15 protein-coding genes are annotated in these 15,322 nt (G+C 72.6%); 8 read left to right on the top strand and 7 right to left on the bottom strand.

All coding sequences use genetic code 11. The features are described 5' to 3' along the window. Window position 1: 1 nt before the first annotated feature. From VM685_RS09125 to tilS, 6 genes are all read left to right on the top strand, one after another. A complete protein-coding gene (locus VM685_RS09125) occupies window positions 2–496 on the top strand; it encodes a biopolymer transporter ExbD (protein ID WP_325459829.1) in 495 nt (164 codons plus the stop codon). Beyond that, window positions 493–1,281 (top strand): energy transducer TonB, encoded by a 789-nt coding sequence (locus tag VM685_RS09120; RefSeq protein ID WP_325459828.1) that lies wholly within the window; start codon window positions 493–495, stop codon window positions 1,279–1,281. The genes VM685_RS09125 and VM685_RS09120 overlap by 4 nt, the downstream gene beginning before the upstream one ends. A gap of 17 nt (window positions 1,282–1,298) precedes the next feature. Beyond that, window positions 1,299–2,594, top strand: a complete 1,296-nt coding sequence (gene tolB, locus VM685_RS09115; RefSeq protein ID WP_325459827.1) for a Tol-Pal system beta propeller repeat protein TolB — start codon at window positions 1,299–1,301, stop codon at window positions 2,592–2,594. 75 nt (window positions 2,595–2,669) lie between these two features. Further along, window positions 2,670–3,221 (top strand): peptidoglycan-associated lipoprotein Pal, encoded by a 552-nt coding sequence (pal, locus tag VM685_RS09110; RefSeq protein WP_325459826.1) that lies wholly within the window; start codon window positions 2,670–2,672, stop codon window positions 3,219–3,221. A gap of 46 nt (window positions 3,222–3,267) precedes the next feature. Continuing rightward, complete coding sequence (ybgF, locus tag VM685_RS09105) at window positions 3,268–4,098, top strand: tol-pal system protein YbgF (protein WP_325459825.1); 831 nt, start codon at window positions 3,268–3,270, stop codon at window positions 4,096–4,098. After that, window positions 4,086–5,363: a tRNA lysidine(34) synthetase TilS gene (gene tilS, locus VM685_RS09100; RefSeq protein ID WP_325459824.1), complete on the top strand. Its 1,278-nt coding sequence runs from the start codon at window positions 4,086–4,088 to the stop codon at window positions 5,361–5,363. Before ybgF ends, tilS begins: the two co-directional genes overlap by 13 nt. On the opposite strand, the gene VM685_RS09095 is transcribed toward tilS, so the two are convergent. The 4 genes from VM685_RS09095 to VM685_RS09080 all read right to left on the bottom strand — a co-directional run bounded on the left by VM685_RS09095 (window position 5,360) and on the right by VM685_RS09080 (window position 11,520). Then, a complete protein-coding gene (locus VM685_RS09095) occupies window positions 5,360–6,232 on the bottom strand; it encodes an alpha/beta fold hydrolase (RefSeq protein WP_325459823.1) in 873 nt (290 codons plus the stop codon). The two genes, tilS and VM685_RS09095, sit on opposite strands and share 4 nt — an antisense overlap. After that, a complete protein-coding gene (locus VM685_RS09090; protein ID WP_325459822.1) occupies window positions 6,229–7,275 on the bottom strand; it encodes an aldo/keto reductase in 1,047 nt (348 codons plus the stop codon). Before VM685_RS09090 ends, VM685_RS09095 begins: the two co-directional genes overlap by 4 nt. Window positions 7,276–7,333: 58 nt before the next feature. Continuing rightward, window positions 7,334–8,296 (bottom strand): M23 family metallopeptidase, encoded by a 963-nt coding sequence (locus VM685_RS09085; protein ID WP_325459821.1) that lies wholly within the window; start codon window positions 8,294–8,296, stop codon window positions 7,334–7,336. Window positions 8,297–8,490: 194 nt separating this feature from the next. Beyond that, on the bottom strand, window positions 8,491–11,520 hold the full coding sequence (locus VM685_RS09080) for an autotransporter outer membrane beta-barrel domain-containing protein (protein ID WP_325459820.1): 3,030 nt from the start codon (window positions 11,518–11,520) through the stop codon (window positions 8,491–8,493). Between the two features lie 182 nt (window positions 11,521–11,702). Between VM685_RS09080 and VM685_RS09075 the strand changes: the two genes are divergently transcribed. Together VM685_RS09075 and VM685_RS09070 are read left to right on the top strand one after the other, a co-directional pair. Further along, window positions 11,703–12,029: a helix-turn-helix transcriptional regulator gene (locus VM685_RS09075; protein WP_325459819.1), complete on the top strand. Its 327-nt coding sequence runs from the start codon at window positions 11,703–11,705 to the stop codon at window positions 12,027–12,029. Between the two features lie 15 nt (window positions 12,030–12,044). Continuing rightward, a complete protein-coding gene (locus tag VM685_RS09070; protein WP_325459818.1) occupies window positions 12,045–13,370 on the top strand; it encodes a calcium-binding protein in 1,326 nt (441 codons plus the stop codon). 3 nt (window positions 13,371–13,373) lie between these two features. On the opposite strand, the gene VM685_RS09065 is transcribed toward VM685_RS09070, so the two are convergent. The 3 genes from VM685_RS09065 to VM685_RS09055 are packed head-to-tail and all read right to left on the bottom strand — an operon-like array spanning window position 13,374 to window position 15,321. Continuing rightward, a complete protein-coding gene (locus VM685_RS09065; RefSeq protein ID WP_325459817.1) occupies window positions 13,374–14,789 on the bottom strand; it encodes an NAD(P)(+) transhydrogenase (Re/Si-specific) subunit beta in 1,416 nt (471 codons plus the stop codon). After that, window positions 14,786–15,001 (bottom strand): hypothetical protein, encoded by a 216-nt coding sequence (locus tag VM685_RS09060; protein WP_325459816.1) that lies wholly within the window; start codon window positions 14,999–15,001, stop codon window positions 14,786–14,788. Before VM685_RS09060 ends, VM685_RS09065 begins: the two co-directional genes overlap by 4 nt. After that, the gene (locus tag VM685_RS09055) at window positions 14,998–15,321 is read right to left on the bottom strand and encodes an NAD(P) transhydrogenase subunit alpha (RefSeq protein ID WP_325459815.1); all 324 of its coding nucleotides are present in this window, start codon (window positions 15,319–15,321) and stop codon (window positions 14,998–15,000) included. The genes VM685_RS09060 and VM685_RS09055 overlap by 4 nt, the downstream gene beginning before the upstream one ends. Window position 15,322: the final 1 nt, after the last annotated feature.

The raw sequence follows: 15,322 nt of genomic DNA, 5'->3' as shown, positions 1-15,322 counted from the left end.
GATGGGGCTTTCGGCCAACGACGCCTTCGCCGCCGGCGGCCGCCGCAACCGCCGCCGCTACGGCCGCGGCCGGCGCGGCACGCTGTCGGAGATCAACGTCACCCCCCTGGTCGACGTGATGCTGGTGCTGCTGATCATCTTCATGATCTCCGCGCCGCTGCTGACCGCCGGCGTGCCCGTGGAGCTACCCAAGACCGAGGCCGGCGCCATGCAGGACCAGTCGGACCCGATCACCGTCTCCATCCAGGCCAACGGCTCGATCTTCGTGGGCGAGGACCCGGTGGCCTTCTCGCGCCTCGCCCCGCGACTGAAGGAGATGGCCGGGCCCGCGACCACCAAGCCGATCTACGTCCGCGCCGACGGCCAAGCGTCCTATGAGGTGGTGGCCCAGGTGATGGCCTCGCTCTCCACCTCCGGCTTCACCTCCATCAACCTGATCACCGACACCGGCGGCCCGTCGTCGGGCGCCAGCCCCGAGGAGGCGGCCGCGCCGTGATCCGCAGGGAGCTGTCACCGGCCGCCGCGGGCTCCGTCCTCCTGCACGCAGGGGTCGCCGCGGCCCTGCTCATCTCCTGGCCCTGGACCCGGGACCTGAAGGTGGGCGCGGTGGTGCCCGTGACGATCGTGGCCAACGCCCCGCAGACCGACCTGCGCGCCGCCGAGCAGGCGCCGGTGGAGCAGACCGCCCAGACCGAACTGCCCGTGCCGGATGCGCCCCTGGAGTCCGCACCGCCGGAGCCCACGCCCGCTCCGCCCACGCCCGCCCCGGTCGCCCAGACCGCGCCCGCGAAGCCCGCCGAGAAGTCCGCGCCTCAGAAGGCGCAGACCAAGCCCGCCGAGAAGGGCCTCGACTTCGACGCCCTGCTGGCCAGCATCCCGAAGTCGAAGAGCGCGCCCGCCAAGCCCTCCTCGGCGCCCAAGGGCGCCTCACGCCCCGAAACCGCGCAGCAGGCCCGGCCGAACCTCGGCTCCGGCCTCTCCGCCGCCCAGGCCATGACCGGCCTCGCCGACGAGCTGCAGCGCCGCTGGAATCCTAACTGCGAGGTGGAGGGCGGCCGCGAGGTGGTGGTCCGCGTCACCTTCGCCCTCGGCGCCGGCGGCCAGCTGGTGGGCGAGCCTGCCGCCGAGATCCGCGGCGCCCGCAACGCGGTGGCCCAGGCCGCCGCCGACCGCGCGGTGCGCGCCGTCTACGCCGCGTCGCCCTTCCGCAACCTGCCCCGCGAGTTCTACGGCCAGCGGGTGGCGGTGAACTTCAACGCCCGCGAGGCCTGCAAGCTATGATCCCCCGGAGCCTATCCATGCCGCTGAAGACCCTGATGCTGGTCCTCGTGACGGCGCTCGGCGTGGGGCTCGCCGCCCCGGCCGCGCGCGCGGAGATCGAGGTCAACGTCAACCGCGGCGACGTCCAGCCCCTGCCCGTGGCGATCCCCGCCTTCGGCGGCGGCCAGGTGGGCGGCGACATCGCCGGCGTCATCTCCGGCAATCTGCAGCGCTCGGGCCTGTTCCGGCCGCTGGATCCGGCGAGCTTCATCGAGCGCGACCTGACCGCTGCCGTGCAGCCCCGCTTCGCCGACTGGAAGCAGATCAACGCCCAGGCCCTGGTCAACGGCCAGGTGACGGTGGAGGGCGGCCGGCTGCGGGTGGACTTCCGCCTGTGGGACGTGTTCGCCGAGCAGCAGCTCCTCGGCCTGCAGTTCACCTCCAGCCCGGAAAACTGGCGGCGCGTGGCCCACAAGATCTCCGACGCCGTCTACGAGCGGCTGACCGGGGAGAAGGGCTATTTCGACACCCGCGTGGTCTTCGTCGCCGAGAGCGGCGGGCGCGGCGCGCGCACCAAGCGGCTGGCGATCATGGACCAGGACGGCGCCAACCCCTCCTACCTGACCGACGGCTCCTACATCGTCATGACGCCGAGGTTCTCCTCCAACAGCCAGGAGATCACCTACATGGCGCTGCGGCCCGAGGGCTCGTCGATCTACCTGTTCAACCTGGAGACCGGCCGGCGCGAGAGCCTGGGCGACTTCCGTGGCATGGTGTTCGCCCCGCGCTTCTCGGCCGACGGCGGCAAGGTGGCCTTCTCCGTCGAGCGCGGCGGCAACTCCGACATCTTCGTCATGGACCTGCGCAGCCGCCAGACCGCGCGGCTCACGGCCGATCCGGGGATCGACACCTCCGCGTCGTTCTCGCCCGACGGCTCGCGGATCGTCTTCAACTCCGACCGGTCCGGCTCGCCCCAGCTCTACGTCATGGGCGCCGACGGCTCGAACCCGCGCCGGATCACCTTCGGCGGCGGGCGCTACACCACGCCGGTGTGGAGCCCCACGGGCGAGTTCATCGCCTTCACCAAGCAGTCCGGCGGCCAGTTCCACATCGGCGTCATGCGCGCCGACGGCTCGGACGAGCGGCTGCTCACCTCCGGCTACCTGGACGAGGGCCCGACCTGGGCGCCGAACGGCCGGGTGCTGATGTTCTCGCGGGAGACCCGCGGCGGCGCGCCCAGGCTCTGGAGCGTCGACGTCACGGGCCGGATCCTGCAGCCGGTGCCCTACCCCACCTCGGGCTCGGACCCCGCCTGGTCCCCCCTCCTGAACTAGGGTTGCATACAGTCGCCACCCCGTAGACTCTGACGGCGCTCCGGCGCTCACCCCATCCAAAAGGAGACGCACCACATGGTCATCAGCAGCAAGAGCGCCTGGCGCCTGACGCTCGTCGCGGCCGCCGCCCTGACGGTCACGGCCTGCCAGTCGCGGCCGAAGCCGACCTATCCCGCGCAGACCACGACGCCCGCCCAGCCGACCCAGCCCGGCGCAACCACGCCGCCGCCGGTCAGCGGCCAGCCGCTCGGCGCCGTGCCGGGCTCTCAGCAGGACTTCGTCGTCAACGTCGGCGAGCGGGTCTACTTCGACTTCGACCGCTACGACATCCGCGCCGACGCCCAGCCGATCCTGTCGGCCCAGGCCGCGTGGCTGCGCCGCTATCCCAGCGTCCGCGTCCGCATCGAAGGCAACACCGACGAGATGGGCACCCGCGAGTACAACCTGGCGCTCGGCGCCCGCCGCGCCAACGCGGTGCGCGACTTCCTGGTCTCCAACGGCGTGACCGCCGACCGGATCGCCACCGTCTCCTACGGCAAGGAGCAGCCGATCGATCCCGGCTCGACCGAAGAGGCTCACGCCCAGAACCGGAACGCCAAGACGGCGATCGTCAGCGGCGCCCGCTAGGGTTCCGCCGCAAAACCGCCGCCCCGTCCCTGCAGGCTCAAGGTCCATGCTGCTTCATCGTCTCCGCGCTCCAGCCGTCCTCCTCGCCCTGGCGCTCACGGCCCTCCCGGCCGTGGCCCAGACGCCCATGGAGGATCCGCTGGATGCGCGGGACGCCCGGCGCGTCGACCGGATGGAGAAGGTGGTGCGCGAGCTGCGCGACATCGTCTTCAAGGCCCAGCGGACGGGCGCGCCGGTGGTGGTCCAGCCGGCCGACACCGACGCGCGGATGGCCGAGCTGGGCGCGCGGATCTCCGACCTCGAGCAGTCGCTGACCCGTATCAACGGGTCGCTGGAGACCACCGGGCACGAACTCGAGCTGGCCAAGCGGGAGAACGAGGCGCTGAAGGTCCAGGTGAAGGACCTCACCGACCGCCTGGCCGTGGCGGAAAAGGCGGTGGCCCCGCCCGAACCCCCGGAGCCGCCCGCGGAGGAACCCGCCCGCGCCGCCACCCCGCAGGAGGCCTTCACGGCCGCCCGCCAGCTCATGCTGAGCGGCGACTACGCCGCGGCCGAGCAGGCCTTCGCGGCCTATGTCCAGGACTACCCCGAGGGGCCGCGGATCGCCGAAGCCCGCTACTGGTGGGGCAAGACGCTCACGGTGCGCAACGCCCACGCCCAGGCCGCGACGGCCTACATCGGCGCGATCCGCGGCTGGCCCCAGACCAGCTGGGCGCCCGACGCGGTGGTGGAGCTGGCCCGCTCGCTGGTGGCGCTGAAGAAGCCCACCGACGCCTGCCAGGCGCTCGCCGAGCTGCCCAAGCGCTATCCCAAGGCCCCGACCACGGTGACCAACCGGGCCGCCGCCACCCGCACCCAGGCGAAGTGCGCGGCCTAGACGTCGGCCCGGCGGACAGCCTCGCCGACCGCGTCCGCCAGATCCTTGACCGCCGCCTGCTGCGAGACGCCGACGCGCCGGTCGCCGTGGCGCTCTCCGGCGGCGGCGACAGTCTCGCACTGGCCCTCATCGCCGCCGACTGGGCCAACGGCGCCGGGCGGCGCCTCCTGATCCTCAACGTCGACCATCGGCTGCAGCCGCAAAGCGCAGCCTGGGCGCATGCGTGCGCCCGCATTGCGGAGCGGCTCGGGGCCGACTTCCGGGCGCTTGCCTGGACCGGGCCGAAGCCCGCCTCGGGGCTGTCCGCCGCGGCGCGGGCCGCCCGCCACCGCCTGCTCGCGGACGCCGCGCGGCAGGCCGGCGCGCGGGTGATCCTGATGGGCCACACCGCCAGTGACCTGGCCGAGGCCGCGGCCATGCGGGCCGAAGGCTCCACCGTCCCCGACGCCCGTGAGTGGGCCCCCTCCCCCGCCTGGCCGGAGGGCCGGGGGGTGTTCCTGCTGCGTCCGCTGCTGGGCGCCTCACGCGAGGAGCTCCGCCACTGGCTGCTCGAGCGGGGCGAGACCTGGATCGAGGATCCGGCCAACAGCGGCACGGCCTCGGCCCGGGCGCGTGTCCGGGCCGCGGGCGCCGCGGCTCCGGAGGCGGGCGCGCCGCCGCCCGACCCCGGCGCGCTCGCCACGCTGGGCGAGAGCTGCCGCTTCGATCCCGGCGGCGGGCTCCGCCTGCCGCGCCAGGCCCTCAGGGACGTCGCCCCGGCGGCCGCCCAGGCCTTCCTGGGCGTCGCCGCCGTCTGCGTCGGCGGGGGCGACCGACGGCCCGCCACCGACCGCCTGCGCCGGGTCCGGGAGATCCTGGCGGGCCCGGCGGCCCTCGCCACCACCCTGGCCGGCGCGCGGATCGAGGCCGACGACGCTGAGGTGAGCGTCCTGCGGGAGCCGGGCGAGGCCCGCCGCGGCGGCCTGCCCACCCTCTACCTGACGCCCGGCCGCCCGCTGGTCTGGGACGGCCGCTTCGAGTTCACCGCCGCCCAACCGGGGCTGCACGTGGATCGGCTGGAAGGCGTGTCGCGCCGCCTGCCGCCTCAGCAGCAGGACGCGCTCCGCCTGCTGCCGCCCAAGGCTCGCCTGGGCCTGCCCGTCGTCGTTGAGGGCGACCGGATCGTCTGCCCGGCTCTGACCGGCGTGGAGGGGATCGAGATGCGGCCGCTGGTCCCGGACCGGCTGTTTGCGGCCTGTGGGTTGGTGGAGCGCGAGCCGGTCTAGCGGCGGGCCAGGACGTGCTCCACGCCGCGGACCACGGGGTCGGCGAAGCGGGGGCCGAGCAGGCTGGCGTGGGTGGCGCGGGCCACGTGCTCCACATAGCCGTGCTCCGAGGCCAGCGCCGGGACCGTCTGCAGCTTCTTCAGCCAGGGCCTGCGCCGCTCGCCGCCGGCGGTGATCACCGCGACCGGCAGGGAGGGCGACAGGTCCGCGGCCCCCGCCTGCTCCGAGGTCGACGCCCAGCTCGCCACCTCGTCAGCCGCGCCACGCGCGTGCGGGGCCGAGGCGTGGATGCGCCGCTTCTCCACCGCCGCCTGGCCGGTCAGGCCAATGAGGTTGCCGGTGATCAGCGAAACCGGCCGCATCAGGCCGAGGTCGGCGCCGACGCCGGCCAGCCGCAGCACGCCTGCGAAGGAGCCGATCGCCTCGCGACCGGCCGGCAGCCGGATGACGTCCGGCGTCATGGCGTCCACCAGCACCAGGCCCAGCACGCGCTCGGGCCGGACGAGCGCGAAGAGCCGGACCATCAGCCCGCCCATGGAGTGACCCACCAGCACCAGCGGCCCGTCCTCCCCCAGCCGCGCCAGCAGCCGCTCGGCGTCGGCGACGATGGCGCGGCCGTCGCGCGGGCGCGGGCCTGGATCCGAGAGTCCGAGGCCCGCGCGGTCGTAGGCGAGGCTCCGCAGGCCCCTGGCCGCCAGCCGCTCCTGCACCACCGCCCAGTCGGCAGCGCACCCGAAGGCGCCGTGCTCCAGGAGGACGAGCGGCTTGGCGGCCGGCGGCCCGGCCCGGACGGCGCGCAGGCATCGACCGCCCAGATCGATGCGCTCGCCGCGCACCGCGGCGCCACCGATGGCCTCGGCCGCAGTCACCCCTTCTGGAAGGGCTTGGGGGCGCGGGCCGCGCCCTGGCGGGCCAGCATCCAGCCCGGGTACTCGGCCGCCAGCTCGCTCACCTCGTCCAGGCGCGACACCTCTTCGGCGGTGAGCTGCAGCTCGGCGGCGGCCAGGTTGTCGTCGAGCTGCTCCAGCGTCTTGGCCCCGATGATGATGCTCATCACGTGCGGCTTGGCGAGCAGCCAGGCGAGCGCCACGCGGGCGACCGAGGCCCCGTGCGCCTCGCCCACCTCGCGCATCACCTCCACGCACTTCCAGGCCCGGTCCTTGTCCACGGGCGGGAAGTCGAAGTTGGTGCGCCGGGCGTCTTCCGGATTGTTGGAGCCCGGGCCGAACTTGCCCGAGAGCAGGCCGCCGGCCAGCGGCGACCAGACCATCAGGCCGAGCTTCTCCGAGGTGAGCATCGGCACGAGCTCGCGCTCCAGGTCGCGGCCGGCGATGGAGTAGTAGGCCTGCAGGGTCTCGAACCGGGCGTAGCCCTTGGCTTCGCTGATCCCCAGCGCCTTGGCGATCTTCCAGGCCTGCCAGTTGGAGACGCCCACGTAGCGGACCAGCCCCTGCCGCGTGAGGTCGTCCAGCGCCCGCAGCATCTCGTCGATGGGGGTCACCGGGTCGTTGGCGTGGATCTGGTAGAGGTCGATATGGTCGGTCTGCAGCCGCTCCAGGCTCTTCTGCACCGAATCCATGATGTGGCCGCGCGAGGCGCCGCGGTCGTTGGGACCGGGCCCCATCTCGCCGTAGACCTTGGTGGCGATCACCACGTCGCTGCGCTTCACGCCGAGGTTCCTCAGGGCCTGGCCGGTCAGCCGCTCGGACTCTCCGAAGGAGTAGACGTCCGCCGTGTCGATGAAATTGACGCCGGCCTCGAGGGCCCGGCCCACGATGGCGTCCACCTCGCCCTGCTGCAGGGCGCCGATCGCCCGCCACATGCCCGCGGCCTCCGTGCCGCCGAAGGTCATCGTCCCAAGGCAGATCTCGGACACGTAGAGGCCGGTCCGGCCGAGCTGGTTGTACTTCATGCGGGCGATCTCCTGGGCCCCACAGGTATGGAGAACCTTCGGCGCCAGGTCGAGCCCGTCAGCCGGCGGCGGTGGCGATCGCCTCTTCCGCGGGCGCGGCGGCCGGCGCCGGCGGCGTGGGCGGGGCGAGCGGCGCCGCCTGGGCGGGCGCCGGGGCCGTCTCGACGGTGTTGCGGTCGGCGCTGAAGCGGATGGTCGCCCGTGGCCGGCCCTCGCCGTAGCGGACGGTGACCGAAGCGTCCCGTCCGGCGTCCGCGGCGGAGAGCGCGGCGCGTTCCAGCTTGGCGTCGAGCTTGGCCTGCAGCTTCGCCTCCATCAGCGCCTTCTTGCTCTCCGGTATGCGGGAGACATAGGCGATGCGCACGCGCCGCGGGAAACGCCGGGCGTCCCGCAGCGGCAGGTCCTGGGCGGTGGCGAAGGTCTTGCCCACGAAGAGCGCCGGGTTCAGCGGGCGATCCTTGGCGTCGCGGATCTCGAAGTGCAGATGCGGCCCCGTGGACGTGCCGGACGAACCCACCCGGCCCACCGCCGTGCCGGCGGCCACCGCCAGGCCCGGGCGCATCTGCGCCGCCACGCCGCCCATGTGGGCGTAGAGGGTCGTCAGCCCCTCGGCATGCTCGATCTCCACGAAGCGGCCGTAGCTGTAGCTCTGGCCGGCGCGCCTGACGACGCCGTCGGCGACGGCCAGCACCGGCTCGTTGAAGTCGGCGGCGATGTCCACGCCCTCGTGCAGCCGGCCGTTCTCCTCCCAGGGCAGCTGGCGCAGCCCGAACGGGGAAACGATCTCCTCGCCCAGCACCGGGTGCTGGAAGGCGATCAGATGGGTGGGTTCGACGGGGCGGGCGGCGACCGGGACGCTGCGCTGGGCGCTGGTCATCCGCATGTCGGCCGGGCCATCACTCCGCTCGGGCAGGGCCGCATGGGCCATGCCGATGGCGCCCAGCGCAACCGCGGCGCCCACCGCCGCATCCACGATCCAATGACGCGCACGCGCCTCGAAAGCCGAACTCGCTTCAGTCAAGGCCGATAGTCTCCCAGCACCGCCGCGCCGTTCATGGGCCGCCCAGGAGCAAGGGCGGCCAGGCGTCGGCAATTCCCGCCGTAAGCGTTTGGTTAACTGGGGGGCCTTCTAGGCAAAAACTTGGCGGTGGGTCATCAACAATTGTTGGGCGGGGCCGAAGCCCCGCCCGCCAAGCTTGGCTGTAGCGGGCTATCCTAGAAGAGGAACCGCACGACCGCGCGCAGGTCGTATTCGCTGTAGCCGTCGTCGAACGTGCCGCCGCCATCGATGGCGTAGAGCACCTGGTTCGTCCCGCCGCGCACCCCGATCCGCGCCACGGCGCCGCCCGAATAGACGTCCTCCGCGTCGAGGGTGAAGGGCGTGCCGGTCCCGAAGCGGGCGGTGGTCTGGCCGGGATCGCCGGAGAGCTTCGCCCGCCAGCCGACCTTCACCTCGGGCGACCACCAGAATTCGTCGCCGAACCGCGCGCCGATGGCGAGCAGGGCCTGGCCGGTGAGCAGGTCGCCCTTGCGGTCCTCCACCGTCAGGTCGAAGCCGTCGCCGCCGCCGGTCTCGGTGTAGCCGTCCTCCGAAAGGCGCAGGTAGTCCACGGAGAGCTCGGGCCGGGCGTAGAGCCAGCCCAGGCTCGCCTGGTAGGAGACGCCGGCATGGGCCTCGGCCAGCCAGCCGTTCCAGTCGGCGTCGCTGCGCAGGTTGAGGTCGGTGGCCGCCAGGATCCGCTTGCTGTCGAACGACACATAGCCCAGGCCGCCCCGGACGTCCGCCTGCAGGCCGCCGGCCTGGAGGCGCCAGTAGAGGCCCCCCTCGACGAAGTTCATCGCCACGCGCTCGCCCGCCGAGGCGACCTTGTCGTTGAAGTCCGCGCTGACGAAGCTGCCGTTGATCCCGACCGACTGGTTGACGCCTACCAGTTCGAACCCGGCGGCGAGGCCGAAGCCTTCGGACTCGAAGCCCAGCGCGTCCTCCGCGTCGCGGTCGATCTGGAAGATGATCTCCTGGGCCCACAGGCCGCTGCCGCCGGCCGCGTCGTCGGGATTGCGGTGCGCGATCGCCGCGGAGATGGCCATGGAGATGGCCTGGGCCGACATGATCGCCCCGCCCGAGTGATCCGGCAGCAGCTGATCGTAGAGCCGCTCGAAGCCGGCCTGGTCCTTCTGCGCCAGGAAGGCGGCCTCGATGCCGGCGTTGCGGTCGAGCGCCTCGAACACCCCGGCATAGGCCTGGCTCTGGGAGCGGTTGAGGCCCAGCTCGGCGGCGGTCTTCGGCCGGATGTCCACCGCCACGGTGTCGGTGGCCGTATCTGTCCGCAGCTCGGCCCGGTAGAGCCACGGTGCGCCCACGACGCTCACGGCGGTCCCGCCGGTGACCTGCAGGTCGCCCGTGCGGACGATCTCGTAGGACTGCGCGCCCCGCAGCAGCGACGCGAGGTTCAGGTCGAACTGCGCCCCCGAGGCGATGGTGGTCGCCCCGGCCACGTTGAACCGGGTGGCGGTCCCCGCCTGGCCGTCGATGGTCACCGCCAGCACGCTCTTGGCGCCCAGCGACAGCGCGCTGAGCTGGATGGTCTCGGTGTTGGTGACCGCCAGGCGGCCCTCGCCCACGGCGACGGTCAGCCGGCCGTCCGTGTCGGTCAGCCGGCCGGTGACCACCCCGCCGGCGTCGACGACCAGGCTGTCGGCGCCGGCCCCGAAGGCCATGGCGCCGGTCATCGTCCCGCCAGCGATCTCCAGGCGGTCGGCGCCCGAGCCGAACAGCACGTCGCCGGTGATCGAGGGGGCGCTGGTGCTGGTCGCCTTGGTCTGGCGCACGGTGGCGCCGGAGGTGTTGGCCCGCAGGTCCAGCGCAATCGCCTGGCCGATCCGGGTGGAGCCGCTCTTCGGCGTGGAGATCGCGCGGATGACGCCGGTGTTCTCCACGAGCGACAGGGTCCCGGAGAGGTCCACGACCGCGCGGGCGTCCTGCGACCCGTTGGTGAGCAGGGCCTCGATGGAGCCGGAGTTGCGGAGCGCCGGAGCCACGGCGCCGGCGTTCAGCAGGATGGCGGTCGCGGAGCCGCCCTCGGCCGTGACGTCCGCGCCGAAGGCGGTGGCCTGCACACGTCCGCCCAGCACATGGATGCCGCCCTGCACCGTCGTTGCGCCGCCGCCGGCCTGGCCGACGCGGACGCCGGTGGCGGCCACGCCGTCGTTCAGGCCAGCGCCCACGACCTCGCCCCTGAGCACCAGGCCGTAGGCGTTGTCGCCCGCACCCACGACGCCGATGGTGGTGGCGCGGTCGGCAGCGCCGATGTCGAGCGCCGGGGCCGCGCCCACGGAGGTGAGGGAGCCGTTCCCCTCCTGCGCATCGGCGATGCCGTCGTCGTCCTCGTCGGTGTCGGTGGTGCTGTTGTCCGCCGGGCGCACGTCCAGCAGCACCCCGCCGCCCACGTTGCCGGTGATCCGGACGGCGCCGCCGCCCTGCTTCAGGTCGTCGACGTCGAGCTTGGCGCGCGCGGCGTCCGCCAGGCGCTGCGCCGAACGGTAGCCGGTGGACGAGACCACGCCCTGCAGGCGCACGCCCCCGCCGACGTCGCCAAGCTGCACCCCGACGGAGCCCTCGCCCTGCACCTGCACGGTGCCGTTGATCTGGGCGTTGCCGACGATGGCCGTGGCGTAGATGGCGACCCCGCGGTCGCCGGTCACCGTGACGGCGCCGCCGTTCGCCAGGTGGCCGTTGATGCGGGTCTCGGCGCGGATCCCGGCCGAATCGTTGCCCTCGATGTTGATCGCGCCCGCCGGCTCGTTGCGGATGTCGCCGTTGAACGGGTCGGGGCCGGTCACCCGCACGCCGATGCGGTTGCTCCCCTGCGCGAACGGCCCGTCGAGGTCCCCGTCGCTGTCCGTGTCGGTGGCGGTGTAGTCCTCGAGCAGGCCGATCAGGCCGGTGTTGGTGAGCGAGCCCGTGCGGCCGCCCAGGATCAGCACGCCCGTGGCGTTGCTCTGGCCGTCGAAGCCGATGGTGCCGGCGTTCTTGACCACGTTGTTCGAGTTCAGCGTCACCGCCACGCCCGGCGCGGTGGGCTTCACCGACCCGTTGGACTCGACGGTGATGTCGTCAGGTTGACCGTTCGCGGCCGTGGCCGTCGCGACCGGCGTCGTCGTTGCCGTGGTGATCTTGGTCTCGGCGCCGGCGGACGCGGCATAGGCCAGCGGCAAGAGGGCCGCGGACACGAACAGACGCTTCATTCTTGGAGATCCCCTCGGACGCCCCCGCGCCCCGAAAAGCAGAGCCATTCTAGTAGGCTGGCATGCAGGTCGTGACAAGCGGCGACGCGTGACGTATGTAATTGTTTCGTAAAAACTGTACGCGGCTTCCGCCGGGCCTTCAAGATGGTTCTGCGGGAAGCCCCGCGTCCCGAGGAGCTCCGATGCCTAGACCCGCAGCCGATCCCGCCAAGGCCGCCCAGACCAAGGTCCTGCGCCAGCAGGCCGGGCGCTGGTTGAAGGCGGCGCGGGAGACGGCGGGCCTGACCCAGGCCGAACTCGCCGAGCGGGTCGGCCTGCGCTACTACACCTTCGTCAGCCAGGTGGAGAGCGGGCTGGGCCGGCTGCCCATCGAAACCCAGCGAGCCTGGGCCGTGGCCTTGGGGCTCGAGCCCCGCGAATTCGCTCAGACCCTCTTGCGCTACTACGAACCTGAGCTTTATCGACTCCTGTTCGACGACGACGCCGGCCGCCAGGCGGCCCAGGCCTAGGAATTCCGGAACACCATGGGCGACGTCCTCCCTTTCATCGCGAAGGTTCGCGCCAGCGGCGACTGGACCGCGGCCGAGCGCGCGCGCCTGGAAGAGCTCGGGCGGCAGTTCGCCGAAACCGGCATGGGCGTCGAGGTGGTCTTCGGCACCACCGAGGACGGCGATCCCTGGTGCGTGGTGAAGGACCAGAACGAGGAGATCATCGTCCATGTGGCCCGGATCGGCGGGCGCTTCGTGGTCCACTATGCGGTCGATGACGCCCTGGCCGAGGGCGCGGACCTGCACACCGCGCTGGCCGAGCGGCTTGCGCCGGCCGAGGCCGCACAGGGCCACGACGATGTGGTGGTCCCGTTCAGCCTGGCCGGACGCCAGGCCCAGACCTTCATGGCGCTGATCGTGGCGACGGCCTTCTTCTACGAGACCAGCGCCGCCGTGGACATGGGCGAGCCGGTCGAGGAGCTTGCCCTGGAGAGCGATCCTCCTGCGCCGCCGCCGGCCTCCGACGACGTGGGCCTGACCCAGAAGCGCGAGGTGGCGGCCCACGCCACGGTGATCAACTCCGAGCCAGCCCCAGAGGCCCCCGCCACCGCCTGGAGCGTCCGCGCCGAGCCGGCGGCGGCGGTCGGCGGCGGCCTCGCCCTGTCCCAGGCGGCCGACGCCGGGACACCCCAGCCCATGCCGGTCGCGAGCGAGGGCGTCGAGCCGCCGCCGGCCCGCCTCGCGCTCCAGGCCGGTGCGGACGCCTTCAACCTCGTGCAGGGCGGCGATGGCGACGACGTGCTGACCGGCGGTGCGGGCTCCGACCGGCTGGTCGGCGGTGCGGGCGATGACACCCTGTCCGGGGGCGGCGCCGGCCACGGCGGCTACGACCTGCTGCAGGGCGGCGCGGGGAACGACCGCCTGGAGGTGGCCGCGGACACGGTTGCGGAGGGGGGCGAAGGCGCCGACACCTTCGTGCTCGCCGGCCCCGCCCAGATGGGCGACGCGGACACCTTCCTGGGCATGATCCTCGACCTGCGCTTCGACCAGGGCGACCGGCTTCAGGCGCGCGACGGCGGCCAGGTGACCATCCTGCCGACCTCCCCGGGCCGCCCGCCGGCGACCGAGCCTCCGATGACCACGGGCGAGTTCGGCGCGGAACAGACGCCGCCGCGGCCCGACACCCTGCTGCCCGGCCTCGGCCCCGGCCAGCGCGTGGAGGTCGACCTCGACGGAGACGGGCTCGCCGATGGCTATGTGCTGGTGGGCGAGCTGCGGCCGGCCGCCAAGATGGCGCCCCCGGCGGACGAGCCGCCGGTGGTGATCACCGGCCAGTCCATCGGCGCCTGGGAGATCGGCTAGGGTCTAGAGGGCCTTCAGGATCCCCTCGACCATCTTCTTGGCGTCCGCGAACAGCATCATGGTGTTGTCGCGGAAGAACAGCTCGTTCTCCACGCCCGCATAGCCCGAAGCCATGCCGCGCTTCACGAACAGCACGGTGCGCGCCTTCTCCACGTCCAGGATCGGCATGCCGTAGATCGCCGAGGTCGGGTCGGTCTTGGCCGCCGGGTTTGTGACGTCGTTGGCCCCGATGACGAAGGCCACGTCGGCGGTGGAGAATTCCGAGTTGATGTCCTCCAGTTCGAACACCTCGTCGTAGGGCACGTTGGCCTCGGCCAGCAGCACGTTCATGTGCCCGGGCATCCGTCCGGCCACGGGGTGGATGGCGTACTTCACCTCCACGCCCTCCTCCTTCAGCTTGTCGGCCATCTCGCGCAGCGCGTGCTGCGCCTGGCTGACCGCCATGCCGTAGCCGGGGACGATGATCACCTTGGACGCGTTCTTCATGATGAAGGCGGCGTCGTCGGCGGAGCCCTGTTTCACCGGCCGCGTCTCGACCCGGCCGCCGGCCGCTGCGGCGCTGTCGTCGGCGCCGAAACCGCCAAGGATCACCGAGACGAAGCTGCGGTTCATCCCCTTGCACATGATGTAGCTGAGGATCGCGCCCGACGAGCCCACCAGGGCCCCGGTGATGATCAGGGTGGTGTTCTCGAGCGTGAAGCCCAGGGCCGCGGCCGCCCAGCCCGAGTAGCTGTTCAGCATCGACACCACGACCGGCATGTCGGCCCCGCCGATCGGGATGATGAGGGTGACGCCGATCAGCAGCGCCAGCGCGAAGATGCCCCAGAAGGCCCACAGCGCCGAGCCGCCGCTCATCACCAGGACGACGACCAGGGCGACGATGCCGAGGCCGATGGCGATGTTCAGCAGGTGGCGGGCGGGCAGCAGGATCGGCGCGCCGCTCATGTTGCCGTTGAGCTTGGCGAAGGCGATCACCGAGCCGGTGAAGGTGATCGCGCCGATGGCGAGGCCCAGGGAGAGCTCGATGAGCGAGGTCAGGTGGACGCGGCCCGCCTCGGCGATCCCGTAGGCCTCCGGCGTGTGGATGGCGGCCACAGCCACGAGGCAGGCCGCCATGCCGACCAGGCTGTGGAAGGCCGCCACGAGCTGCGGCATCGAGGTCATCGCCACGCGCTTGGCGATCACCGCGCCGATCGCGCCCCCGATGGCGACGCCGCCCACGATCAGCGCCAGGGTGAAGCCGTCGAGCTTGCCCTGGTCGGCGAGCGTCGCCAGCACGGTGACCACCGCGATGGCCATGCCGATCATGCCGTTGCGGTTGCCCGCCTGGCTGGAGGTGGGCGACGACAGCCCGCGCAGCGCCAGGATGAAGAGGACGCCCGAGACGAGGTAGAGGATGGCCGCGAGATTGGCGTTCATTGATCAGCGCCCCCCCGGCGCCGGAAAAGGCTGCGCAGGGCAGCGATCAGGCCGCCCGCGATGACCACGCCGCCGACCACCAGAAGGGCGTCGCCGACGAAACCGTAGGAGAGCTCGGGCGCGCGCTGGCTGACCGCCACCAAGGCGCCGCCCGCCGCCACCAGTATGGCGGCCCGCGAAAGCTCGGCTTCCCGCTCGTAGCCGCGGGTCACTTCGCCTTGTCCTTCTTCTTGTACATGGCCAGCATCCGCTGCGTGACCAGGAAGCCGCCGAAGATGTTGACGGCGGCGAAGGCCGCCGCGACCGCGCCGGCGCCCTTCGAGATCATGACATTGCGGGTGATCTCGCCCGCCTCGGGACGGGCCGCGGCGGCGACCAGGGCCCCCACGATGATCACCGAGGAGATGGCGTTGGTGACGGCCATCAGCGGCGTGTGCAGGGCCGGGGTCACGCTCCAGACCACGTAGTAGCCCACGAAGATCGCCAGCACGAAGATGGCCAGCCGGAAGACTGTGGGATCGACGGCTTCCATG

This window comes from Phenylobacterium sp. (assembly GCF_035539035.1).
Classification (GTDB): Bacteria; Pseudomonadota; Alphaproteobacteria; order Caulobacterales; family Caulobacteraceae; genus Phenylobacterium.
This window is presented reverse-complemented; position numbering and strand designations above follow the sequence as displayed.